Source organism: Thiomicrorhabdus immobilis, assembly GCF_021654855.1.
Classification (GTDB): Bacteria; Pseudomonadota; Gammaproteobacteria; order Thiomicrospirales; family Thiomicrospiraceae; genus Thiomicrorhabdus; species Thiomicrorhabdus immobilis.
The window spans coordinates 2,403,612-2,426,321 of the sequence record NZ_AP024202.1 but is presented as its reverse complement, the minus strand read 5'-3'; the positions used below and the strand labels follow the sequence as shown (position 1 = coordinate 2,426,321).

Below are 22,710 nucleotides of genomic sequence, written 5' to 3'. Positions count from 1 at the left end.
TTTTACCAGGCCTGGTAAAGACCTTAGGTCATGTTTACATGCAACAATCTTGAGATATCTCAATACTGTTAGGCCAAATTTCTTCAATTTATAAACGGCAATAATTGTATTTTTAGTTAAGATAGAACCACCCTAACTTAAGGTGATTTTATGACAGAAGAAACTTTTGAAAACGCAAATAGCACCAACTTTCTGATTCGACATGCCTCGTTACGTCAAATTCAAATTTTTGAATCGGTGGCACGTAATTTGAGCTTTACCCGTGCGGCAGAAGAATTGTTTCTTACCCAGCCTACGGTTTCTGCTCAGGTTAAAAGTTTGGTCGAGGCCATTGAAATGCCTTTGTATGAGCAGTTAGGTCGCCAAATCCACTTAACCGAAGTGGGCGAACAAGTGGCGTGCAGTTGCCGAGATGTTATGCGTCAGCTGTCCAACTTGGAAACCACCTTGGACGAATTTAAAGGGTTAAAACGTGGGCGTTTGAGAATATCGGTGATTTCAACCGCCAAATATTTTGCCCCTTTGGTCTTGGGCGAGTTTTGTAAACAATACCCTAAAACCGAGTTGGGACTTGAAATCATCAACCGCGAAAACATCTTCAAACGCATTATGCGTAATATGGATGACCTCTATATTTTGGGGCAAATTCCACCCAGTGACATGGAATTAAATGTGATCCCTTTTTCGCCCAACCCATTGGTGATCATCGCCCATAAAGAACACCCTTTGGTTGGACAAAAAGTGAGCTTAAAGCGTTTAGCCAAAGAACCGTTTTTAATGCGTGAAGAGGGTTCGGGAATCCGTTTGGCGGTTGAAAAACGTTTTGCCAATCAGGATTTGAAAGTCAATCAGCGTCTAGTCTTAGACTCCAATGAAGCCATTAAACAATGTGTGAATGCCGAGCTAGGTGTGGCTTGTGTATCCAAACACGCCCTGCAACTCCACTCAAATGACAGCCCATTCGCCATCTTGGATGTTGAAGGGTTTCCAATTGAAAAACAGTGGAATATCGTCTACCCAAAAAACAAACAACTCTCTGTGATTGCCAATGAATTTTTATCGTTTTTGTTGGATAAAGGCATGGATTTCATTAAACTACCGAAATGACAAAAACGAACTTACCAGGCCTGGTAACTTTTTGAAAAGGCTCAAAACAGCTTGGCTTTTGATTGGACGAGTAACCGCCAAGCGATGAGTTTCAATACAATTGGCAGGCCGGCATACATCCACAGTAATGCTTGGCCTTGACCATTTATGCTGGCGCTCCAGTCGAGTATTGGAAAGGCCAATCCCACCGCTAACGCTAAGGCTAACTTAGTGAGCATGCCCCAAATTCCGAAAAGTAGCCCGGTGGCTTGGTTATTTTGCTGTGTGACTTGTTGTGTTAAATCACTTTGTATGGAAGCGGGCATGGCCACATCAACGCCTAAACTCAAGCCCGTCAATATACTCACCAATAAAAACCCGCTACTGTCACCCGCTTGTAAGAAAAACACCCCGATAAAACTCACACTGGCTAACAGCATTGAGATTTGCCAGGTGGTTTGTTTGCCGATTTTTTTGGACAGTTTCATCCAAAATGGCAAAGCCATCAGACCGGCTAAAAAGTAGCTCATCAAGAATAACCCGGTTTGGCTTTCAAGTTGCAAATAGTCAGCGACAAACAGCAAAAACAGGGTGGCAGGTAACGCATTGGCCAGGTTGTTTAAAAAATAGCTGGGCATAATGCTAAAGCTATTGGGATGCTGGTCTTTAAGGGTTTTGAGTAAAACCCATGGAGCAATTGGTTTGGCGAATGGGCTGGATAAAGTAGGGAGTTTGATTAGCCATAGGCTCGCGCTAAATAACGCAATCAAGAACAGGATGAATAGCAGGCCATAAAAATCGGGACTGTGCGCACTCAAGCCACTGGCAATGGGTAACAGTAGAACGCTGATTACCCCCATTATGGCAAAGCCTTCTCGGGATGCCGATAGCTGGGTTTTAGCGTGCGTTTGGGTGCTGATTTCTGCGGCAAGGGCAAGGTAGGGAATCGTCATCCATGTCCAAGCCAAATAGGTGATGAAGCTCCAAAAAAACAGATAAAGGCTAGTTAAACCATTCAAATCAGGAAGCCAAAGTTGATAGACACCTACGGCTAGCACCAGGCTGGCTAAAGCAATCTGCACGCTGCGTGATATTTTATGTAGCATGCGGTCGCTCCACCAACCGATTAAAGGGTCGGTAATCACATCTGAAGTGCGTGCAAATAACAGCGCCGCACCCACGGCACTAAAACTCAATGCACTTTGCTGTGCGTAATAGGTGGGCAAATAGACATACAATGGAATCCCCAACATCGCTAAGGCAAAGCCCAACCAGCCATAACGCAATAACAGAGGGGTAGAAAGCCGCTGTTCTGCCATTAGTGCCTGGCCGATAAACGTTTACGGACTAGCTTGATGAGCCAGTTAAGCAAGGGGATTTTGCCATAGACCTGTTCACCGGCATCCCAGTGGTCTATGTGTTCGGTGACCAGTCCTTCCTCGTTGAATTGCACACGACTCATGCCTTCAATGCATTGTTGCTTCTGACTGGAGGGCAATACAAAGTAAAACTTCCAGTAAAGTAAGGCTATGTCGCCGTCCATGGCGGCATCAATCACAATAAACTGGGGTGATTGGGTGGTGGCAAACATATGTTCAAAAATCGCTAAGGTGGCCGACTTGCCGGTTACACAATTAAACGGGTCTTTAAACAGTACGCTTTCACTGAACCGTTCCGCCAATTGTGGCAAAGTTTCCGGAGAAAGCTGTTCAAAGGCTTCAATGTAGGCGGTTAAGTTGGCGTTTTTAACCATTTTTCAGCATCCTTTTGGTAATGGCTAATGCCCAAGATTTTGGCAGGCGTTTGATTAAGCCTAAAACAAAAGCCAAATTGAAGGGAAAACGGCTTTCAAAATTTGGGCTATATAAGGCTTTGAGCAATTTTTGTGCGGCGTCTTTGGGTGTCATTAGGCCAAGCATGGCAAAGTCGTTTTGAGCGGTTAAACGGGTTTTTACAAATCCGTGGTTGACCACTTTCAACTCGATTCCGCTTTGTTCCAACTCCGGCTTGAGAGATTCGGCTAAGTTTTGTAAAGCCGCTTTAGGTGCGGAGTAACCCCCGCCGTAAGGCAAACCAAAGTCGGAGGCTAAGCTGATATTCCATAACCATAAAGGGGGGGATTGCGACTCGATCAAATCTTTGGATTTAAGTTTGGTTTTAAAATAAGGTAGCAAAAGGTTCATTAAATGTACCGCACCTAAATAATTGACCTGATTCATGCTTTCAAAAGCGGCGATATCCCATTCATCCAATGTCATTGGATGATAAACCCCCGCATTGTATATCCAACCGTCTAAACCATTAAAAAACGACCAGGCCTGGTGGGTTTTATCAGCCAAACAGTCCGTTTGACGGACATCACAATCCAGTAACATCAATGTTTTTGGATATTGCCGTTGCAGGCTTAACAGGTTGTGGTTGCTCTCCGCATTGCGTGCCGATACCACTACCTGATGGTTCTCAGCAAGCAATAGCTTGACAAGCTCCAGGCCAATTCCTTCTGAACCGCCGACCAACCAGTAGCGTTTTGTATCACTTTTTGAAAATTCTGTCACAGTTTGCATGATTTTCATCCCCCTTTCTGGAATTATTGTATAACTTTATAGTTGCAATATGTATAAGTATTGTATAAATTATAGTCAACGAAACAATTAAATGTGTGAGAGTCATGAAACGTTCTACAAAATTAGACAATACGATCCAGCGCAAAAAAGTCGCGGTTGTCGGCAGTGGCATCAGCGGTATCAGTGCGGCTTGGTTTTTAAGTCAGAAGCATGACGTCACACTTTTTGAGAAAAATGAAAAGTTGGGCGGCCATACCAATACCATCACCTTGAGTTTGAACGGTAAAAAACAGCCGGTAGACACCGGTTTCATTGTGTTCAATACCCCCAACTATCCAAATCTCACGGCTATGTTCAAACATTTACAGGTCAACACCCAACAGACTGAGATGAGCTTTTCAGTGAGTGTCGATAAGGGGGTGTTGGAATATTCCGGTAATAACCTCAATACCTTGTTTGCCCAGCGTAGCAATCTGTTGTCCGTGGCTCATTGGAAGATGATTGCGGAAATCTTGCGTTTCAATAAGCAAGCCAAACAGGATTTGGAAGCGAAAGGTTTTGGTTTAGCGGCACCTGTTTCCTTGAGTTTAGGGGATTATTTGAATCGGCATGGTTTTAGCCAGCGTATGCGCGACTATTATTTATTGCCGATGGCCGCCGCCATTTGGTCTTGCCCATTGGAAACCATGATGAAGTTTCCAGTTGGCAGCTTTTTGCAGTTTTTTGAAAATCATGGTCTGTTGAATATTGAAGATCGGCCGCAGTGGCAATCGGTCGTTAACGGTTCCGAACAATATATCAAAGCGATTATGGCAGACAATCCGTTTACGGTTAAGTTATCTAGCCCGGTCAGTAAGGTCTATAAAACCGATTTTGGCATGGCGCTGCGGATTGAAAACGGCGATGAAGCTTTGTTTGATGATGTGGTTTTTGCATCGCACGCCGACCAAACCTACGCGATGTTGGATGAAAAATTGCAACCTGATTTTGAGTTGCTGGCTAATTTTAAATACCAGGAAAATATCGCCTATTTGCACAGTGATTTAAGCTTGATGCCAAAGCGAAAGTTGGCGTGGGCAGCATGGAATTATCTGCGTGACACCACCTCAAATGAGAGCCCGGTTGCCGTTACTTACTGGATGAACCTGTTACAAAACCTAGAAACCAAAACGCCATTATTAGTGACTTTAAATCCAAGTGCGTTGCCAGCCATGCATCTAACGCATCATCGCATCGTCTACCAGCACCCTGTCTTTGACAAAGCGGCCATGTCTGCACAAAAACGGTTAGTGGAACTGCAGGGTAAAGATAACTTATGGTTCTGCGGCAGTTATTTTGGTTATGGCTTTCATGAAGATGGCTTAACCAGCTCGGTGAACCTAGCCAAACTTTGGGATATTGCTCTGCCCTGGGATGAGCAAACAGAGCAAGCTGGGCAGAGTGTTCAAGCCAATCTTGTTGATGGCGAGATGGCGGTATCGGTTGTTGAACAGGATTGTAAAAATGCCTAGTCAAATCTATTTGGGTCAGGTCATGCATCAACGGTTTTTTCCGATGCAGTATCAGTTTCGTTATGGTGTCATGAGTTTAAGGGTGGATATCGATCAGATTGAAACCGAAGCCAAAAAATCGACTTGGCTATCGCTGAATCGGTTCAATCTGTTCAGCCTGCATTTTAAAGATTATGGCGCTCGTCAAACCGACCAGGCCTGGCGAATCTGGGCGGACAGCTTGCTGGCGGAATATGGACTGCCGGAACCGGCACATAAGATTGAATTGGTCTGTTTCCCGCGTTTTATGAACATCGCCTTCAATCCGCTTGCTATGTGGTATGCCTACGACCAACAGGGGAAAATGATTGCCATCATCGGTGAAGTAAGCAATACCTTTGGTCAGTGGCATCATTATGTGCTTACCGATAAAGGCCGACCTTTAGCGGATAGCATCAAAGCCCAAGCCAAAAAAGATTTTCATGTATCGCCGTTTATCGGCATGGACTGCCAATATCAGTTTCGCTTTAACAAGCCATCGGCACACTACAAAATCGGTATTTATCAAACTGAAAACAGCCAACAGGTTTTAACGGCCACTCAAGTTGGTCAGGCACAAGATTTAAACGATTCAAACCTACTTAAAGCTGCCTTAAAACATCCCTTCAATAGCTTAAAAGTGCTTTGGATGATTCATTGGTGGGCCATCAAAATTTGGGTGAAAGGCGGTCGGTTCCATCGCACCCCTGAACAGCAAGTAGGCATTGACTACAGTCACACGGAGATGCACTTATGTTAAAAGCGATTTCAAATGGTGGATTCAGTTTGCTTGAAAAACTGGTCACCCGCTCGTTCATTCAAAAAATGATTTTAAAACTGCCGTTCAATCAAATACAAAAGGGTAGCTTAACCCTTGAGTTGTTTGGTGCAACACACCGTTTTGAGGGGGTAGAGCCGGGGTATCATGCAGATTTGGTGCTCAAAAAACCGTTTAGAGCCTACTTGCTAATGAAAACTCAAGGCGAACTCGGGTTTGCCCAAGCCTATTTTGAACACGCGGTAGATTCCCATTCGCTGTACCAGTTAATGCACTTGGTTTATCAGAACCAAGCGGTGCTCGATGATTTATTGGCCAATACCAAGTTCAATCTCTGGCATCTTTGGCAGCACAAAAAACGTCATAATTCGATTGAGAATAGCCGTAAAAACATCTCTTATCATTACGACTTAGGTAACGATTTTTATCAAATGTGGTTAGACAAGACCATGTCATACTCAAGTGCCATCTTCAGTCGTGATGACCAGACTTTAGAAGAGGCCCAGCAACAAAAATATCAGCGCCTGATTAAGGAGATTGACCTCAAAGCCGGTCAAGATGTATTGGAAATCGGCTGCGGATGGGGTGGGTTCATGGAGGCCGCGATACATAAGGGCGCTGCAATCAAGGGGTTAACTTTATCAATAGAGCAAAGAGATTTTGCGTTACGACGTTTACAAAACCAGGCGGTTGATGGTCAGTTTGAAGTGGTTCTGCAAGATTATCGTCATGAGGTGCAGCAGTACGACCATATTGTGAGCATCGAGATGTTTGAAGCGGTGGGCAAGGAGTATTGGGATGTTTATTTTGCCAAACTCAATGAGTGCTTGAAAGACCATGGCAAAGTGGCTTTGCAGGTGATTACCATCAACGAACGGTTTGCCGAGCTTTATCAGGATAATGTGGATTTTATCCAAACCTATATTTTCCCTGGCGGACTTTTGCCAAGTTTAACTCAATTGAAGCAATTGGCGACAAAGCATGGCTTCAAGGTCGATAATGTCTTCGATTTTGGTCAGGATTACGCCAAAACCTGTCGGTTATGGAAGCAAGACTTTAATAAACATAGCCAAACTTTATTGGAACAAGGTTACGACAAGTCGTTTCAAAAAATGTGGAACTATTACCTGGATTACTGCACGGTTGGTTTTGAAACCCAACACAGTAGCGTGGTGCAGTTAACGCTTTCAAAGCAAGAGCGGGTCGAGGAGGCGTTATGATGCTGTTTAAAGGTTTATTTTTAGCGATGGGTTTAATGTCATCAACCCTGATTTCAGGATGCAGTTCAGTGAAAATCCAAGATTACCAAAATGAAACACCACAGCTTGAACTGTTTGAATATTTCAAGGGTAAAACCTTCGCCCAAGGTCAATTTCAAGATCGGTCTGGCAAGGTTCTGCGGCGTTTTACGGTAGATATCAACGGTACCGTTGATGGCCAGCAACTGACCTTGGATGAACGTTTTGTGTACCACGATGGTGAAAAACAGCAGCGTGTTTGGCAAATCACCCAAACTGCAGAGGGGCATTATACCGGCAAAGCCGATGATGTCGTGGGTGAGGCGATTGGTGAATCGGCTGGCAACGCCTTGAATTGGCGTTATACCCTAGACCTACCCTACAAAGACGGTAGTATCCATGTGCAATTTAACGATTGGATGTTTTTGCAGAGTGACAGCAGCATGATAAATCGCGCCAGTGTCACTAAATGGGGGTTTAATGTTGGCGAAGTCACGCTGTTTTTTAGTAAAACCCCCTTGTAGATTGGCCAGATAGATGAAGCTTGCGGTATATTTTGCGTTAAGTGTTTTTGGCGTGGTTTTTTCAAACGGTTGTTTGGCAAATGCATCTGATTCAAAGGATGTGGTTTGGCAAGAAGTCTCGCAAGGCAAGGCGACTTGGTTGTGGTTGGATGTCTACAATGCAAGTTTGTATGTGGACGGCAAAGCCGAGCGTGCCAACCCACAACCGAAATTGCCTAAAGATTTTTTAGCGGACTCGCAGCCGTTGAAGTTGAGCTTGTGTTATTTGCAAGCTATCTCTCCCGGTCTTTTTATCGAAGGTGCCAATAAGGTGTTGCCTAAAGAGATGAGTGAGCCGTTAAAATCGGAAGTCAGCCGGCTGCATCAATCGTATCAGCCAGTAAAACCGGGTGATTGTTATGAATTAGAATATACACCACAAATTGGCACCCAGTTAAAACTCAATCAAATCCCATTATTCACTTCAAAGGTTGGTGGATTTAAGGCGCTGTATTTTGGCATTTGGTTGGGAGAAAATCCGCTCTCTGAAGATTTAAAAAACCGTCTTCTGAAAAATTTAGGAACTTAGATGTCTGCTGATACCGCTGTTAATACCTCTGTCGATACCGCCAAACGTCCAGAGCAAGCCGCCACCTTGGTCTGGTTGCAAAGGGAGTTTAGGTTAAGTGCATTGCCTGCTTTGCAAGCCGCTTTGGATTCAGCGGGTGGGGTGATTGTGGCGTATTTTCATGACCCAAAACAGCAGGTTGGTGAAGCCAATTCACTTTGGTTGGCGCATAGCTTGGTCTTGTTGCAGAAAAACATGCGTGCCAAAGGTGGTGACTTGTGGGTTGTTGATGGCGATTTTGCCACCCAGTTTTCCAAGCTTTTGTCGGACTACAAGGTCAGACAGGTCATGTATAGTTTTCAGGTCGGTACACCTTTTATGCAGATGCAACAGCAGGCTTTGGCGATTTGCCAGCAATATAAAGTGGCGCTAACACCTTTTTATTCGGAGTTTTTGCTGGAGCCGCAAGCAATCAGCAATCAGCAAAACAAACCCTATCTGGTGTTTACACCTTTCTATAAAGCCTTAATGGCCAAGCAACAATATATAGAACCTTTGCAAGAGGATATCGGTTGTTTAACCCGCTGTGCGCAAATCCAACCAACTGACCAGGCCTGGTTGGATTTGCCGGCAGATTTACAGGCTTTGGCTAGAGAGCCGTGGGCGAAAAAGATGATGTCACATTGGCAAGTCGGTGAACAAGCGGCTTGGCAAAAGTTGGACGAGTTCATCAAACAAGGTATAGACAGTTATGATTATGACCGTGACTTTCCAAGCCTAAATGCCACCAGCGGTCTATCACAGTATCTGCATTTTGGAGAAATCAATCCGCGGGTTATCTATTATTATCTGCAAGCCTTAATGGCCGAAAACCTTGTTAAAGCGGAACAGGCGATGCCGTGGATAAGGCAGTTGGTCTGGAAAGAGTTTGCACGCCACTTGCTGGTGCATTTTCCACAAACCGAAACCGAACCGTTTCAAAGCAAATATAAAACCATGGCTTGGCAAGAGGATTTACCAAACTACCAGGCCTGGCAGAAAGGGTTGACGGGGATTCCCATTGTGGATGCGGGCATGCGTGAACTATGGGAAACCGGCACGATGCATAATCGTGTGCGTATGTTGGTGGCCTCGTTCTTAACCAAGAATTTGAACCAGTCTTGGTTAAAAGGCAAGGCGTGGTTTGATAATACCTTGTTTGATGCTGACCCGGCTAATAATGTCATGGGTTGGCAGTGGGTGGCAGGTTGCGGGGTGGATGCCTCGCCTTATTACCGTTTGTTTAACCCGGTGACACAAAGCGTGAAGTTTGACGACGATGGTGAATATATTAGAACTTGGGTCCCTGAATTGAAATTACTCTCCAGCAAAGCAATTCATGCGCCGTGGGAGTATCTGGCGGAATGCAAATTAAAAGGCATTGAATTGGGTACAGATTACCCCTATCCGTTGGTGGATTTGAAACAGAGTAGAACCGAACACTTGGAGCGTGTGGCAGCAATCAAAGCGGCGAGTTGATTGCTTTAGTATAGGTTTTTGTCTAACATACGCATAACTATAGGGTTTGATGCCCTTGCGCCCAAAATGAAAGAATTGAACACTATGAACAGCGAAGAAGCACTTTACCCAATTAGAGAAGTCTCCAACTTGACAGGGGTGAATTCAATCACCTTGAGGGCTTGGGAAAGACGCTATGGTTTGATTGAACCGGTTCGTACCGAGGGTGGGCATCGTCTTTACACTTTAGCGCATATCGAACGTATCAAAGCGGCGGTGAAATTAACCGAAGAGGGTATTCCGATTAGTCAGGTTAAAGCCCGACTCAAGCAGATGGCAACCCAGGTGAAAGATACGCTTGATTCTGATGATTATGACTATGAATCCAAGCTAAAAGAAGCGTGTGTCAATTTTGATTTAGAAGGCTTAAACGCAGAGCTTGACCAAATTTTCATGGATTTGAGCGATCGTTTTTTGTTTGCCACTATATTACAGGTTAGCAAGCAATTGACTGAGCATGAGAACTCAAACTCAACCCGTGCCGTTATCGTCTTTTGGGAGTCTCAATTACTGCCACGGTTATATACCCGGTTACGTTTTGCCAGTCGCCATATCGCATCGCATTCGGCTAAAAGCCTATGGTTGCAAGGTCAATCGGAGCAGGATTCAACGGTCGTTTTAGTCATCGCGGCGATTCGTTTGGCTGAAAAAGGCATGAACTCGATTATCAGTACAACACCACAGCAGGACGATGTTCTGTTATTTGAAAATATCAAAGCATCACTTTGCCAGGGGCTGGTCATTGTAGATATGCTGCAGCAATTTGATGAAACACGTTGGAGCAATTGGGTTGAAGAACACCCTGGCTTAGAGCTGCATTATTTTATGGAATCTGCCGACGATAACCTGAACTTGAGTCGAAAAATCCAGTGTTATGCTTATCGTTTAGACTAGCCCGAAAACAGACGTAGGATTGTTTTCAACAGGCATAAAAAAAGCTGAGTTAATCAGCTTTTTTCAGTTAAGGTCTAGCAAAAAAGGTCTTTATGCAATTTACCGATCTTGCACGGACTTTCAATCTTGGATTACTTCTTAATCGCCTTGAGCTCGGCTTTTAATTGAGCAATTTCTTCATTGGCTTTATCCAGCTTTTCTTGCAACACCACCTCCTCGGTGACATCTTTTTGAATACCAATAAAGTAAGTCAGATTATCTATCTCATCAAAATAGGGCGTTACACTCAACTCGTTCCAAAACACCGTACCGTCTTTACGGTAGTTTTTTAAAATGGTTCGTACCGGTTCAGAACCATCAATCGCATCACGAATCACTTTGATCGATTCTTGCTGGGTGTCTTCACCTTGTAAAAAGCGGCAGTCCTGGTACAAGATTTCTTCCGATTTATAACCTGTTAAGCGTTCAAATGCTGGGTTCACATAAATCAGAATGGTGTCATGACCTTCTTTTTCGGCAACCACAATCCCTTCTTGCGCGTTTTCAACAAGCTGTAGTAATAAATTCGTTCTCAGTTTTGGATCTTTCATAACACCGTCATTTGAATAAAAATTCGACTCTATTATCGCTTTATCTGCACAGGGGTCAAGAGATGGACTCGCTAAACATCCTTTTTATCCAATTCACGGTTTAACGGTACGCTGAAGTCCTTGAGCGTAATGCTAAATCCGCCGGGTAAGGGTGAAAGAACACCTGAGACGCCAAATAGTCTGAACCGTAGCGTTTTAAAAACTGCTCCAAGATTTTAATGACCGCAATCAAGGGGATGATGTCCTCCATAAATTCGGCAACGGTTTCGTGATAGTGGGCCTTTTCATCTTGGGTAATATCATGTTTGAAGTAGCCGTAAATATGGTCCAGGACATTTTTTACATGGCCTTTTTTAGAGCGGCATGCCAGCAGTTGAAACATCTTATGTTGATAGCCAATCAGGCTTTCTGTTAAGTTGTGTTTGCGGGTGGTCGCCACCAGAGCCCCTAGCTCACGATAAATCTCTTCATTTTTAGAGAGAAACAGATATTTGTGGTCGCGGTGAAAGGTTTGGAATTTACCAACCGTTGGTTGGTTTTCCATGAACTCACGCCAACGTGCCGAGGTAAACGCCTGAACCATAAAGGTTTCTCGCAACCAAGCGTCACTTAAACGCCCCTCTTCCTCGATGGCCAAATGCGGCATGGCTTTCTGCAAATCTCCGGTAAACAGGCCTGCTTGCATCGGATCTTTAGAACCATGCCATTCACCGCTAGGTTGATACACTTTGATGCGCTCCAAACCACAGCTTGGTGAGCGGGATTTCACCACCGCGCCGTCCATTTTCTTATCGACCAGTTTAGGGATGATGTTGTCATTGTAGGCCTGCAAACCTTCGGTGTAATCGATATTGGATTTGGGTGCAATGACACGCACTTCCGTGCCAATCCCCACCAGACGGATGGTTTCCCTAGGTGTGCCAATCACCGCCGCTTCCGGGCAGAAAGGATAAAAATCGGCATATTTGGCCAAATGTTGGTTCACAAAATCATCTTGAGCATGACCACCGTTATAACGACACTCGGTGCCTCTCAAACAGTCTGAAACCGCAATTTTTAATCGTGGAAAGTGCATTTTTAATCCTCATGCTAATAAACTGATACATTGTTTTCTAAATATTATACAATAGTTATACATTTAAGAAAGCTATTTGCAAGGAATGATATGTATTACCAATCATACACCAATTATCAACATGGCGATGCTTCGGCGATTGGTGTGTTAATCACCAATCTGGGTACGCCAGATGCACCTACCAAAGAGGCTCTCAAGCCTTATTTAAAAGAGTTCTTGTCCGATCCCCGAGTGGTCGAGCCACCACCGGCACGTTGGTTATGGCGTTTGATTTTGAATGGGATTATTTTGAATACCAGGCCTGCCAAGTCTGCACAAGCTTATCAAACCGTTTGGGATTCTGAAGGGCCTGGAGCGCCATTGTTGAATATTTCGCAGTGTCAAGTGGATGCCATTGCAAAACATGTCACACCCAAACTCAACACTCGAGTGGAGTTTGAGTTGGGCATGCGTTATGGCAATCCTTCGATTGCTTCGGCCATGCAAAAACTGCAAGCCAAAGGCTGTCAAAAAATTTTAGTCTTGCCTCTGTATCCGCAATATGCCGGTGCAACCACCGCCTCAACCTTTGATGCGGTAAACCAAGAGTTGCTTAATTGGCGTTGGGTTCCGGAAATCCGCACCATCAACCAATATTACCGCCACCCCGGTTATATTGATGCCTTGGCCAACTCCATCGCAGAATATCAACAAGCGCATGGCAAGCCCGAGTTATTGGTGATGTCATATCACGGTATTCCACAACGTTATTGGGATAATGGCGATGCTTATCCATGCCATTGTCATCTAACCTCACGTTTGGTGGCGGAAAAGTTGGGGTTGAGTAAAGAGGAATATCTCGTCACCTTCCAGTCGCGCTTTGGTAAGGAGCCCTGGGTACAACCCTATACCGATGAAACCATGATGGATTTACCTAAGCGCGGGATTAAAAATGTTCAGGTGATTTGTCCTGGTTTTTCAGCCGATTGTTTAGAGACCATTGAAGAGATTGGCGAAGAGAACCGTGAATATTTTGAGGAGGCCGGGGGTGAAACCTTTGGTTATATTCAATGCTTAAACGACCGCGCAGATCATACCATGGCATTGGCCCATTTGGTGTTGCAGCATCTACAAGGCTGGGATGTGGTTGTAGACGATGAAGATTTGGCCAAAGTGAAAACCAATGCCCAAAAACTCGGTGCAACAATTGTCTAATAAGTTGGATAAAGCGGTATTACCGGGTTTGGTAGCATGTGATGCCCTCGATGGAAAAGCACTGCAGCCGGCCATTGAATGTAACGCTAGGATTGTGGGGTATTTATGCAACTGACTTCGGAACAAATCAACTTTTTGACCGGTGATTCTATTCTTGCGGAGCGAATGCGTTACCTTATCGCGGCACTTCAAGGCTATAAGGTGCCGTGGATGTTGGCGGAAGTGCTGTTGCAATCTAACGACCAAGAGCGCCAACTTTGGCAACAGTTGGAAAACCTGTTTGTCTATTCAAAAAAATCCTTTGAGCCTTTTGCCAAACAAACCAATGTAATACTGAATCAGTTGGCGACACAAGGCTGGTTAGAGTATCGTATTGAGTCTGCTCGTACCGATGGGGTCAATTTCGCGCGCTCGATTTCACCGGTCAGGTTGATTGAAGATGGTCAGCGATTACAGTTCTCGGAAAACCCATACAACAAAGTGACCAGGCCTGGTGGTTTGGCCGAAGAGGTTGAGCCAGAAATTATAGAGGCTTGGCGAGAAGGCTTTCACAGCTATCTGTGTTTCATTCGTGAAGAGTCTTGGTAGGTTTGCTACCTTAACTCTTTGCTAACCATTTAAAAAATCACTTGCCAATTTTCTATTTAAAATGCATATGAAAAGGAATTACCAATTAAAGTCTTGGTCCTCCTCGACGATTTTTAACTCGCTTAAGTAATGTTTTGCAATCCACATCAATAATATGTTCTCGAGAGAACAGATGTTCTTGCGAGAATTTATCTAATGCATCTATATCGTTTGTTAAGGTATGGATATGAAGGCTTTTCATATCACTCATAATATATAAGCTAACAACTTCTGGGCAGTTGGCTAGTTCATTAGCAATCTCTTCAATGCCTTGAGGAGAGACTTTGACGTCCAAAAAAGCAGATAGAGACTTCCCTAATTTATTAGGGTTAATGACTGCTGTAAATTGTTCAATCATACCCTCATCGACTAATTTCTGGACTCTTTGCCTGACATAAGCCCTTGATACTCCAATCTCTCTCGCGATATCAGCATAGGAAGCTCGACCATTTTTAATTAATGCATTAATGATATGGTTGTCAGTATTCATTTTTTACAATCCTGTTTTGTTAAAAAATAAAAATGCTCTTATTTGGTGCATTTTGTAATTTATAAATAATTATTTCGAATGTAAACGATTTTAGTTATTTATTGAGATGAATATCATTTTTTTAATTTTTTTGTATGTTTGTAGTATACAAAAGAAATGATTAAAAAGTATTTGGTTTACAAAAGGTATTCATATCAGCTGTTTTTATGGTGCAAATAAATCATTTTTTGCTTATATTGAAAATTTATTTTTTTGGTTAAAATCCATTAAAAACAAAAAGTTACGTTATTTTTATTTTTTTGGCATACCCGGTGCTAAATGTATGTTGTAGTGTTTACAAATGATAGTTCTAGTTGAAGGGTAAAAAATGAATATAAGTAAGAATCAAAAAGTGGGTTGTCTGGCGAGTGTTTTGGCTGGTGGAGCGTTGTTATTGACGACTCCCGTTGCTAATGCAGGCATAACTCTGAATATCGATGATGATCGTTGGGTAAAAATTGGAGCGGGAATTAGAGCAAGTGCCTCTATTGTAGAGGATGGTGCGCCTAGTGGTACTGATAATAGTACCGATTTTGCTGTACAAAATATGCGTTTTTATTTGACTGCACAAGCAATGAAAGATATTCAGTTTACGTTTAATACAGAAAAAGATGCGAATGACAATATCAAGCTTATGGATGCCGCTGCAAAGTTTCATATCAATGACGGATTGAATATTTGGGCTGGTCGAGTTTTGATTCCTACTGATAGAGCCAATTTGGATGGGCCTTTTTACCAGGCCGCATTTGATTTCCCTTCAGTGCGTAAATATCCATCAATTTTTGCTGGCAGAGATGATGGTGTGGTATTTTGGGGTTTAGCAAACGATAAGAAAGTTAAGTACTATTTTGGTGCTACACAAGGTCGTACAGATGGACCGAACGATTCTGGTAGCTTGTTATACTCTGGCCGTTTAGCCGTGAGTTTATGGGATGCCGAGTCTGGTTATTTCAATCGTAGTACTTACCATGGCTCTAAAGATATTCTTACATTTGGTATCGGTGGTGCATACCAAGCAAATGGTGTGGGTACCGATGTAACTAACCAGGGCGACTTCACGGCATGGAATGCAGATTTCCTTCTTGAAAAGAAGTTGTCTAACGGTGGCGTTGGTACGTTAGAAGGTGCGTATTATTCTTACGATCTTGATGGTATTACAGATCCAACCCTTAAAGCAGGTGATTCTTACCTAGCGTTAACTTCCTATATGTTCCCTAAAAAAGTTGGAATAGGTAAATTTCAGCCTTTTGCACGAGTGCAGAATTTTGAATATGAGACAGGTGGAACGATGGATAAAAGTGAACTGGGTATGAACTATGTTATCTCTAGTCATAACGCATTAATTTCAGCGGTTTATTCGAACACTAAAGAAACGGGTTCTGATGCAGTTGGAACACTTAAAATCGGTACTCAGATTCAATTCTAAACCAGACAATCAGATTAAAAAATTAGGAGTTATTTTATGTCACTTAAAAGAAGAGATTTTCTTAGGGCTGGTCTAGCAGGGTTAGCAGCCACAGGCGCTACGGTTGCGCCATCAATCGCAAATGCTGCAGATAAACAAAAATTTAGATGGAAGATGACTAATGCCTATCCAGCAGGTGCGCCTTTTTATTCAAAAGGGCCAGGAAGCGCCAGTTATTTTTGCAAACGAATAGATGAACTGTCTGGTGGTCGTTTAAAAATTAAGCATTATGCGGCAGGTGAGTTGATTCCAGCGATGGAAGGTTTTGATGCAGTCTCTAAAGGTACGATTGAGATGAACTGGGCTAACTCATATTATTGGGCTGGAAAAACTTTTGCGGCTCAGTATTTTACAGCGGTACCATTTGGGATGAATTTTCAAGGAACCAACGCTTGGTTACAAGAAGGCGGCGGAAAAGAGCTTTGGGATGAGGTGTATAAGCCATTTAACGTTATCGGTTTGGCCGCAGGAAATACGGGTGTTCAAATGACGGGTTGGTTTAGAAAAGAAATCAATTCTGTAGCAGACCTAAAGGGACTACGTATGCGTATTCCTGGATTAGCGGGTAAAGTTTATGAGCAATTGGGGGTTAGCGTTAAGTTGCTTCCTGGTGGCGAGATTTTCTCAGCTCTTGAACGTGGAGTGATTGATGCGGCTGAATTTGTTGGCCCATATCAAGATCGTCGTTTAGGTTTACAGAAAGCGGCTAAATATTACTACACTACCGGATGGTCTGAGCCAAGTAACACTACCGAGTGTTTAATTAATAAAGATGCTTGGAATTCTTTACCAAAAGATTTACAAGCCATTGTAGAAACGGTTGCTGCGGAATGTAACTTAATGAGTCATATGTGGTCAGAGGCTAATAACTCTGAAGCATTAGATGATTTAGTAAAAAATCATGGTGTTGAGGTTAGAACCTTGCCAGATTCTGTAGTTGAAAAATTAAAAGAGATTACTTTCAAAACTTTTGAAACCTATACAGAAAAAGATCCTTTGGTGAAGAAAGTTCATGAAAGCTATTTTGCTTTCAAAGCCAAGCATGATGCATGGCAGGAACGAAGTGAAAAAGTACTTATGACTAAGTTGTAATTATGTTTTTATCAAGTTTATCTAAAAGGCTAGATGCATTCATCGAATGCATCGGCCATTTAAGTTCTTGGTTGATCTTTATGCTCGTGCTTTTAGTCGCGGGCAATGTGCTTGCTAGATATTTCTTTTCAGCAAGTTCAGTCGGTATGCAAGAGCTCGAATGGCATCTATTGGCCGCAATCGCAATGTTTGGATCTGTTTATACCTTACAGCAAGGTGAGCATGTCCGAGTTGATCTTTTTTATCATCGCTATTCACAAAGAACTAAACGTTGGATGGATTTGGTAATTCCTCTATTTATTATCATTCCCTTTTCCGTCTTTATGATTTACCTCACGTCAGATTTTGTCTTTCGTTCATATGACATTATGGAAGTTTCTCCTGATCCTGGAGGACTGCCTTATCGATATTTAGTTAAATCATTACTTCCAATTGGTTTTGTTCTGATTGCTATACAGGGCTTGGCTCTTTTTTTGAAGGCATTAACGAATACTAAGCAAGAGCACTGAATTTATGGAACCTCAATTTTTGGCCATTTTAATGGTCATCACACTTTTTACTCTTATTTTAGTAGGAGTTCCTGTTGCATTTTCAATCGTTGCGGCAGGTTTAACCTTCGGATTAATAGGGATGGGGGTTGATTTATTCAATCTTATTCCAGCGCGCATATTTGGTGTTTTAACCAACTACACATTATTAGCGATTCCTCTGTTTGTTTTTATGGGCGTGATGCTCGAAAAGTCGCGTTTAGCGGAGAAAATGCTTGATGTCTTAGGGCATCTTGCCGGAAGGCTTCCGGGCGGAATGGCGATAGCGATTATTCTTGTTGGTGTCTTAATGGGCGCTTCTACAGGCATTGTAGGGGCAACGGTTGTTACCTTAAGTATGATCGCATTACCGACGTTATTGAGACGAAATTATAGCCATTCAGTAGCCTGCGGAACAATATGTGCGTCAGGAACTTTAGGGCAGATTCTTCCCCCAAGTTTAGTGTTGATATTACTGGCTGATATTACAGGAGAGGCCATTGGACCACTGTTTGCGGCGGCATTGGTTCCAGGTTTAATACTGGCAACATTGTATGTGTTGTATATTTTGTTTATTGCTTGGAAAAACCCTGAAAAGGTTCCTGCAATAGAGCTAGAGGAAAGAGAGCAGTATTCAAGAAAAGAATTATGGATTGAATTTATCAAGTCTGTTGCTCCACCCTTTATTCTCATATTTGCAGTGTTGGGCTCAATTATAGGTGGGGTTGCTGCACCGACAGAAGCCGCTTCGATGGGTGCTTTAGGCGCTTTGGTTTTGGTTTTGTTAAGTAAACGATTGAGTTTGGATGTTTTAAGAGGAACCTTAAGAGAGACCTTAAAAATCACCGGCATGATTATGTTTGTACTGATTGCCGCACAAATTTTTGGTTTAAGTTTTAGAGGCTTGGATGGCGATTATTTAATTGAAGATTTATTCTCAATGATTCCAGGAGGCGAGTGGGGGGCAATCCTTTTCATGATGCTCATACTTTTGGTCTTAGGTTTCTTTTTAGAGTGGATTGAAATCTCCTATATTGTCTTACCTTTAATGCTACCAATTTTTCATGCATTAGGTATCGATATGGTTTGGTTAGCGATTTTAGTAGCACTGAATTTGCAAACCTCTTTTTTAACACCACCTTTTGGTTGGTCACTATTTTTCCTTAAAGGTGTTGCTCCTCCAGAAATTAAAACGATTGATATCTATAAAGGGGTTGTGCCTTTTATTGGGATGCAAATTGGTGTGATTGGGTTGGTAATGATTTTTCCAGAAATAGCCCTCTGGTTACCTAAAGCGATTGGCTGGAGTTAAGTATGATTGAACAATTTAAAACACAAGTAAGTACCAAGGGAATGGTTGTCGCGCCACACCATGCAGCAGCCGATGCTGGCCTTGATATTTTAAAGTCGGGTGGTAATGCAATTGAAGCGGCAATTGCTACAGCGGCTTCGTTAGCGGTGCATTATCCTCATATGACCGGTATTGGAGGAGATGCTTTTTGGTTGATTTATGACCCAGAGGATGGCGTGAGTTTCATTGAAGCATCTGGTTATTCGGGTTCTGAAATTTCAGCGGAACTCTATACGGGCATGGACGAAATTCCCTTTAGAGGCAAGTTAGCGGCAAATACGGTTGCAGGAGCTGTTTCAGCTTGGGATTTAGCTTACCAAAAAAGCCAAAATGATTGGGGAGGAACAACCTCATCCTCTAAACTCATGCAAGAAGCCGTCGATTCGGCTAAAAATGGCATATTGGTAACAGCCTCTTTAGCTGAAACATTCAAAGATAAAGCGAAAGAGCTTCAGGCGGACAAGGCTTTTTCAGAAGTTTATTACCCTGAAGGTAAGACTCTTAATGAAGGTGAAACCTTAGTACAGAAATCTCTGGGAAAAACATTAGAGAAACTGGGGCAAAAAGGTTTTGATGATTTTTATCGAGGTGAGCTTGCCGCCTCGATAGCCAGTGATTTTTCTGTTAAGCAAGGCTATATCACCCGGCAGGATCTTGAAAACCATAAAGCTTCTTGGAAGCCATATCTTGAAATGGAAACCTCTAAAGCCACTCTGTTTAACGCTTCTGCTCCTACTCAGGGTGTAGCGTCATTAATGATTTTAGGGCTGTTTGACCGATGGAAAGATAAGCTTCCTAAAAGCGATTCCGTAGATTATGTTCATTTGTTGGTAGAGGCGACCAAAATTGCGTTTTCTCATCGAAATAGGATGGACACCTCAGCAAGCAAAGAAGATTTGCAGGCATGGCTTGAACCAGAATACCTTGATTATTTGAGTCAACAAATCGATTTAAGTAAAACGCAAGATTGGGATGAAAAAACTTCTCCTGGGGATACCACTTGGTTTGGTGTTATTGATTCTAAAGGACGTGTGGTTAGCGCGATTCAGAGTATTTATCATGAATTTGGCAGTGGTTTCATGCTCCCAGAGTCAGGTATCGTTTGGCAGAATAGAGGTTGCAGTTTCTCTCTGGATAATCGTCACGTCCGTTGTATTCAGCCAGATAAGAAACCTTTTCATACCTTAAACCCTGCGATTGCTCTGTTTAAGGATGGGCGCGTGATGGCTTATGGAACGATGGGCGGGGATGGTCAACCACAAACTCAGGCGACTGTTTTCAGTCGTTATGCTTATTATGGAGATGATTTACAAACAGCCATTAATAAGCCTCGATGGCTATTGGGAAGAACTTGGGGCAATGCCTCTGAAAGCTTAAAGCTTGAATCGCGTTTTCCTGATTTTTTTGCTGGCGAGCTGCAAGAAAAGGGGCATGAATTTGAATGGCTTAATCCTGTAGATTCGGCGGTGGGGCATGCCGGTGCCTTGGTATTGTATCCATCATCAAAAATTGAGGGGGCTACAGACCCGAGAAGTGATGGTAAGGCTGCGGGAATGTGAGGGTAAATGATGAATGAATTGATTATTTTATTACCCATTTTATTACTAAGTGGGGTGATTGCTGGGTTGTTGGCAGGGCTTTTAGGCGTAGGAGGGGGCATTGTTATTGTGCCCATGCTTTACCATATTTTTATTTATTTAAATATTGATATCTCGATTGCCATGCCATTAGCTGTTGGAACATCCCTTTCAACCATTGTGGTGACTTCGATTATTTCTGCCAGATCCCACCATAAGAAAGGCGGAATAGACTGGGTTATCGTTAAGCGCTGGTTGCCGTTTGTAGTATTAGGTGTTCTATTAGGGGCTTATTTTGCCTCATATGTTAATGGAGTAACCTTGAAATGGATGTTTGGGGTACTTTTATTGTTGGTTTCGACGCATATGATTATGAGTAGTTACCGAAATATTGTGATAGCAAAAGAACTTCCTAAGTTTCCAGGTCAGCAAATCTTTGCATCTTTATTAGGTGGGTTTTCTTCATTATTAGGTATTGGTGGAGGAACGTTAATGGTGCCTTTATTAACACTGTTTTCCTATCCAATTCATAAGGCGGTAAGTACAGCGTCATTATTTGGCCTGGTAATTAGTATTCCTGCTACGATTGGCTATGTTCTCATCGGCTGGAATGTACCTAACTTGCCAGTAGCTTCAACGGGTTACGTTAATTGGCTTGGTTTTATCGCTTTAGTGCCAATGACAATGCTTTTTGCGCCGTTAGGTGTAAAACTCGCTTATAAACTTAATGTTAAACAGTTGAAGGTCGTTTTTGCCATCTTTCTTGCATTTGTTGGCATTAAAATGCTTTTGGTCTAATTTAATTTTCATAACTTTGAGCGCCACCTTTTTAGGCGGTTTCTCAAAGTTTTCTCATCTTGCTTTCTTTAAAGTCATTATTCTTAGTGTTTCTCGTAATTTATTAATTTATCGCGTCTTCAATCGAACGATATTGTGACGATTGGTGCGTGCCCTAGAATAATCTTACGCAGTATCTGGTTGACGTTACTCAAGTATGTAATAAATGGTTTAACCGCCTTTATTGAATAGCACATAACCAGGCCTGGTAAGAGTGTGTCAACTAACCCGTTGTTTGTGTTTTATAGAGTTGGCAAATTACCATAATGGATAAGTTTTATTGGCTGTAATAAAGATTAATTGATACCGTATAATTTAAAAGTGGTGGCGCTCAAATTAAGCTGAATAAGCCCGTTTAACTTTGAGAAAAGTATTTTTTAAATCTTTTGTGGCAGTCAAAGCCTCTAAGAGTAGAATAATTTATAACACCGAGTGATGAGGAGTAGCCGATGAGTGATTCAGAAAGCCAGGCATTAGATCAAGAGGTGAATAAAGACCTCTACGATGCGCGCAAAGTGTATAAAAAAGCACAATTGACTGAAGAAAATGTAGCCAAGAACCCATTCGCTCAATTTAAGGCCTGGTATGACGAGGCGGAAAGCGCTGATTTAATAGAACCGAATGCCATGGTGTTGGCGACGGTTGATAAAGACAATCGGCCCAATACCCGCACTGTATTACTCAAGGCCTTTGATGAAAATGGTTTTGTGTTTTTTACCAACTACACCAGTCAAAAAGCCAAAGAGATCGAGCATAACCCTGAAGTCACGATTCAGTTCTTATGGTTGGGTCTGGAGCGCCAGGTCAAAATTCGCGGCACAGCCAAAAAAATCTCCTTAAAAGATTCGATGCATTACTTTTTCCTTCGGCCTTCAGGAAGCCAGATTGGGGCTTGGGTCAGCCATCAAAGCCAGGTTATCTCCTCAAAGGCATTGTTGGTCAACCAATACCAAAAACTCAAACAGAAGTTTGCCAGTGGACAAGTGCCTTTTCCGGATTTTTGGGGCGGTTACTGTATCGAGCCCAGTTATTTTGAATTCTGGCAAGGCGGTGATGACCGACTCCATGACCGTTTGGTGTTTACCCCGCAAGAAAACGGCTGGAAAATCCAGCGTTTAGCGCCATAAAC

General features: G+C 42.8%; 23 protein-coding genes. 17 read left to right on the top strand and 6 right to left on the bottom strand.

Features of this window, described 5'->3' with window-relative positions:
• Nucleotides 1-150: 150 nt before the first annotated feature.
• Nucleotides 151-1,107, top strand: a complete 957-nt coding sequence (locus L6421_RS10925; protein WP_237261829.1) for a LysR family transcriptional regulator — start codon at nt 151-153, stop codon at nt 1,105-1,107.
• A 41-nt stretch (nt 1,108-1,148) separates the two neighbouring features.
• On the opposite strand, the gene L6421_RS10920 is transcribed toward L6421_RS10925, so the two are convergent.
• From L6421_RS10920 to L6421_RS10910, 3 genes are read right to left on the bottom strand one after another with little or no spacing between them, the layout of a single operon-like run.
• Nucleotides 1,149-2,405: an MFS transporter gene (locus L6421_RS10920; RefSeq protein WP_237261828.1), complete on the bottom strand. Its 1,257-nt coding sequence runs from the start codon at nt 2,403-2,405 to the stop codon at nt 1,149-1,151.
• Nucleotides 2,405-2,839, bottom strand: a complete 435-nt coding sequence (locus L6421_RS10915) for a nuclear transport factor 2 family protein (protein WP_237261827.1) — start codon at nt 2,837-2,839, stop codon at nt 2,405-2,407. Before L6421_RS10915 ends, L6421_RS10920 begins: the two co-directional genes overlap by 1 nt.
• Nucleotides 2,832-3,650: an SDR family NAD(P)-dependent oxidoreductase gene (locus L6421_RS10910; protein ID WP_237261826.1), complete on the bottom strand. Its 819-nt coding sequence runs from the start codon at nt 3,648-3,650 to the stop codon at nt 2,832-2,834. The genes L6421_RS10915 and L6421_RS10910 overlap by 8 nt, the downstream gene beginning before the upstream one ends.
• 104 nt (nt 3,651-3,754) lie before the next feature.
• Here L6421_RS10910 and L6421_RS10905 point away from each other — a divergent pair, with 104 nt between their 5' ends.
• From L6421_RS10905 to L6421_RS10875, 7 genes are all read left to right on the top strand, one after another.
• Nucleotides 3,755-5,161 (top strand): NAD(P)/FAD-dependent oxidoreductase, encoded by a 1,407-nt coding sequence (locus L6421_RS10905; protein ID WP_237261825.1) that lies wholly within the window; start codon nt 3,755-3,757, stop codon nt 5,159-5,161.
• Nucleotides 5,154-5,939 (top strand): DUF1365 domain-containing protein, encoded by a 786-nt coding sequence (locus tag L6421_RS10900; RefSeq protein ID WP_237261824.1) that lies wholly within the window; start codon nt 5,154-5,156, stop codon nt 5,937-5,939. Before L6421_RS10905 ends, L6421_RS10900 begins: the two co-directional genes overlap by 8 nt.
• The gene (locus L6421_RS10895) at nt 5,933-7,177 is read left to right on the top strand and encodes an SAM-dependent methyltransferase (RefSeq protein ID WP_237261823.1); all 1,245 of its coding nucleotides are present in this window, start codon (nt 5,933-5,935) and stop codon (nt 7,175-7,177) included. Before L6421_RS10900 ends, L6421_RS10895 begins: the two co-directional genes overlap by 7 nt.
• A complete protein-coding gene (locus tag L6421_RS10890; protein ID WP_237261822.1) occupies nt 7,174-7,719 on the top strand; it encodes a DUF3833 domain-containing protein in 546 nt (181 codons plus the stop codon). The genes L6421_RS10895 and L6421_RS10890 overlap by 4 nt, the downstream gene beginning before the upstream one ends.
• Before the next feature lie 13 nt (nt 7,720-7,732).
• Nucleotides 7,733-8,287 carry a chalcone isomerase family protein gene (locus L6421_RS10885; protein ID WP_237261821.1) on the top strand — a complete coding sequence of 185 codons (555 nt, stop codon included), beginning with the start codon at nt 7,733-7,735 and terminating at the stop codon, nt 8,285-8,287.
• On the top strand, nt 8,288-9,784 hold the full coding sequence (locus tag L6421_RS10880; protein ID WP_237261820.1) for a cryptochrome/photolyase family protein: 1,497 nt from the start codon (nt 8,288-8,290) through the stop codon (nt 9,782-9,784).
• 84 nt (nt 9,785-9,868) lie between these two features.
• A complete protein-coding gene (locus tag L6421_RS10875; RefSeq protein ID WP_237261819.1) occupies nt 9,869-10,717 on the top strand; it encodes a MerR family transcriptional regulator in 849 nt (282 codons plus the stop codon).
• 131 nt (nt 10,718-10,848) lie between these two features.
• Here the strand turns inward: L6421_RS10875 and L6421_RS10870 are convergent, their stop codons facing one another.
• Both L6421_RS10870 and L6421_RS10865 read right to left on the bottom strand, forming a co-directional pair.
• Nucleotides 10,849-11,307, bottom strand: coding sequence for a PAS domain S-box protein (locus L6421_RS10870; protein WP_237261818.1), 459 nt, complete (start codon nt 11,305-11,307; stop codon nt 10,849-10,851).
• A 100-nt stretch (nt 11,308-11,407) separates the two neighbouring features.
• Nucleotides 11,408-12,382 carry a YbgA family protein gene (locus tag L6421_RS10865; RefSeq protein ID WP_237261817.1) on the bottom strand — a complete coding sequence of 325 codons (975 nt, stop codon included), beginning with the start codon at nt 12,380-12,382 and terminating at the stop codon, nt 11,408-11,410.
• 90 nt (nt 12,383-12,472) lie between these two features.
• Between L6421_RS10865 and hemH the strand changes: the two genes are divergently transcribed.
• Both hemH and L6421_RS10855 read left to right on the top strand, forming a co-directional pair.
• Nucleotides 12,473-13,576 (top strand): ferrochelatase, encoded by a 1,104-nt coding sequence (gene hemH, locus L6421_RS10860; protein ID WP_237261816.1) that lies wholly within the window; start codon nt 12,473-12,475, stop codon nt 13,574-13,576.
• Nucleotides 13,577-13,681: 105 nt separating this feature from the next.
• A complete protein-coding gene (locus tag L6421_RS10855) occupies nt 13,682-14,164 on the top strand; it encodes a hypothetical protein (RefSeq protein ID WP_237261815.1) in 483 nt (160 codons plus the stop codon).
• 85 nt (nt 14,165-14,249) lie between these two features.
• Here L6421_RS10855 and L6421_RS10850 read toward each other — a convergent pair whose 3' ends face one another.
• Nucleotides 14,250-14,693 (bottom strand): Lrp/AsnC family transcriptional regulator, encoded by a 444-nt coding sequence (locus L6421_RS10850; RefSeq protein WP_237261814.1) that lies wholly within the window; start codon nt 14,691-14,693, stop codon nt 14,250-14,252.
• A gap of 367 nt (nt 14,694-15,060) precedes the next feature.
• On the opposite strand from L6421_RS10850, the gene L6421_RS10845 reads away from it, so the two are divergent.
• The 7 genes from L6421_RS10845 to pdxH all read left to right on the top strand — a co-directional run bounded on the left by L6421_RS10845 (nt 15,061) and on the right by pdxH (nt 22,708).
• The gene (locus tag L6421_RS10845) at nt 15,061-16,158 is read left to right on the top strand and encodes a hypothetical protein (protein ID WP_237261813.1); all 1,098 of its coding nucleotides are present in this window, start codon (nt 15,061-15,063) and stop codon (nt 16,156-16,158) included.
• Nucleotides 16,159-16,194: 36 nt separating this feature from the next.
• Nucleotides 16,195-17,289 carry a TRAP transporter substrate-binding protein gene (locus tag L6421_RS10840; protein WP_237261812.1) on the top strand — a complete coding sequence of 365 codons (1,095 nt, stop codon included), beginning with the start codon at nt 16,195-16,197 and terminating at the stop codon, nt 17,287-17,289.
• Nucleotides 17,290-17,291: 2 nt separating this feature from the next.
• Nucleotides 17,292-17,798 carry a TRAP transporter small permease subunit gene (locus tag L6421_RS10835; RefSeq protein WP_237261811.1) on the top strand — a complete coding sequence of 169 codons (507 nt, stop codon included), beginning with the start codon at nt 17,292-17,294 and terminating at the stop codon, nt 17,796-17,798.
• A gap of 4 nt (nt 17,799-17,802) precedes the next feature.
• Nucleotides 17,803-19,128 carry a TRAP transporter large permease gene (locus L6421_RS10830; protein ID WP_237261810.1) on the top strand — a complete coding sequence of 442 codons (1,326 nt, stop codon included), beginning with the start codon at nt 17,803-17,805 and terminating at the stop codon, nt 19,126-19,128.
• Between the two features lie 2 nt (nt 19,129-19,130).
• The gene (locus L6421_RS10825) at nt 19,131-20,726 is read left to right on the top strand and encodes a gamma-glutamyltransferase family protein (RefSeq protein WP_237261809.1); all 1,596 of its coding nucleotides are present in this window, start codon (nt 19,131-19,133) and stop codon (nt 20,724-20,726) included.
• A 9-nt stretch (nt 20,727-20,735) separates the two neighbouring features.
• Nucleotides 20,736-21,542, top strand: coding sequence for a sulfite exporter TauE/SafE family protein (locus L6421_RS10820; RefSeq protein WP_237261808.1), 807 nt, complete (start codon nt 20,736-20,738; stop codon nt 21,540-21,542).
• Nucleotides 21,543-22,030: 488 nt separating this feature from the next.
• The gene (gene pdxH / locus L6421_RS10815; protein ID WP_237261807.1) at nt 22,031-22,708 is read left to right on the top strand and encodes a pyridoxamine 5'-phosphate oxidase; all 678 of its coding nucleotides are present in this window, start codon (nt 22,031-22,033) and stop codon (nt 22,706-22,708) included.
• The last annotated feature ends 2 nt before the right edge of the window (nt 22,709-22,710 follow it).

What these genes read in the sequence shown, in the direction of transcription:
- L6421_RS10925 (WP_237261829.1), top strand. Translation starts at nt 151, where the DNA reads ATGACAGAAGAAACTTTTGAAAACGCAAATAGCACCAACTTTCTGATT.
- L6421_RS10920 (WP_237261828.1), bottom strand. Translation starts at nt 2,405, where the DNA reads ATGGCAGAACAGCGGCTTTCTACCCCTCTGTTATTGCGTTATGGCTGG.
- L6421_RS10915 (WP_237261827.1), bottom strand. Translation starts at nt 2,839, where the DNA reads ATGGTTAAAAACGCCAACTTAACCGCCTACATTGAAGCCTTTGAACAG.
- L6421_RS10910 (WP_237261826.1), bottom strand. Translation starts at nt 3,650, where the DNA reads ATGCAAACTGTGACAGAATTTTCAAAAAGTGATACAAAACGCTACTGG.
- L6421_RS10905 (WP_237261825.1), top strand. Translation starts at nt 3,755, where the DNA reads ATGAAACGTTCTACAAAATTAGACAATACGATCCAGCGCAAAAAAGTC.
- L6421_RS10900 (WP_237261824.1), top strand. Translation starts at nt 5,154, where the DNA reads ATGCCTAGTCAAATCTATTTGGGTCAGGTCATGCATCAACGGTTTTTT.
- L6421_RS10895 (WP_237261823.1), top strand. Translation starts at nt 5,933, where the DNA reads ATGTTAAAAGCGATTTCAAATGGTGGATTCAGTTTGCTTGAAAAACTG.
- L6421_RS10890 (WP_237261822.1), top strand. Translation starts at nt 7,174, where the DNA reads ATGATGCTGTTTAAAGGTTTATTTTTAGCGATGGGTTTAATGTCATCA.
- L6421_RS10885 (WP_237261821.1), top strand. Translation starts at nt 7,733, where the DNA reads ATGAAGCTTGCGGTATATTTTGCGTTAAGTGTTTTTGGCGTGGTTTTT.
- L6421_RS10880 (WP_237261820.1), top strand. Translation starts at nt 8,288, where the DNA reads ATGTCTGCTGATACCGCTGTTAATACCTCTGTCGATACCGCCAAACGT.
- L6421_RS10875 (WP_237261819.1), top strand. Translation starts at nt 9,869, where the DNA reads ATGAACAGCGAAGAAGCACTTTACCCAATTAGAGAAGTCTCCAACTTG.
- L6421_RS10870 (WP_237261818.1), bottom strand. Translation starts at nt 11,307, where the DNA reads ATGAAAGATCCAAAACTGAGAACGAATTTATTACTACAGCTTGTTGAA.
- L6421_RS10865 (WP_237261817.1), bottom strand. Translation starts at nt 12,382, where the DNA reads ATGCACTTTCCACGATTAAAAATTGCGGTTTCAGACTGTTTGAGAGGC.
- hemH (WP_237261816.1), top strand. Translation starts at nt 12,473, where the DNA reads ATGTATTACCAATCATACACCAATTATCAACATGGCGATGCTTCGGCG.
- L6421_RS10855 (WP_237261815.1), top strand. Translation starts at nt 13,682, where the DNA reads ATGCAACTGACTTCGGAACAAATCAACTTTTTGACCGGTGATTCTATT.
- L6421_RS10850 (WP_237261814.1), bottom strand. Translation starts at nt 14,693, where the DNA reads ATGAATACTGACAACCATATCATTAATGCATTAATTAAAAATGGTCGA.
- L6421_RS10845 (WP_237261813.1), top strand. Translation starts at nt 15,061, where the DNA reads ATGAATATAAGTAAGAATCAAAAAGTGGGTTGTCTGGCGAGTGTTTTG.
- L6421_RS10840 (WP_237261812.1), top strand. Translation starts at nt 16,195, where the DNA reads ATGTCACTTAAAAGAAGAGATTTTCTTAGGGCTGGTCTAGCAGGGTTA.
- L6421_RS10835 (WP_237261811.1), top strand. Translation starts at nt 17,292, where the DNA reads ATGTTTTTATCAAGTTTATCTAAAAGGCTAGATGCATTCATCGAATGC.
- L6421_RS10830 (WP_237261810.1), top strand. Translation starts at nt 17,803, where the DNA reads ATGGAACCTCAATTTTTGGCCATTTTAATGGTCATCACACTTTTTACT.
- L6421_RS10825 (WP_237261809.1), top strand. Translation starts at nt 19,131, where the DNA reads ATGATTGAACAATTTAAAACACAAGTAAGTACCAAGGGAATGGTTGTC.
- L6421_RS10820 (WP_237261808.1), top strand. Translation starts at nt 20,736, where the DNA reads ATGAATGAATTGATTATTTTATTACCCATTTTATTACTAAGTGGGGTG.
- pdxH (WP_237261807.1), top strand. Translation starts at nt 22,031, where the DNA reads ATGAGTGATTCAGAAAGCCAGGCATTAGATCAAGAGGTGAATAAAGAC.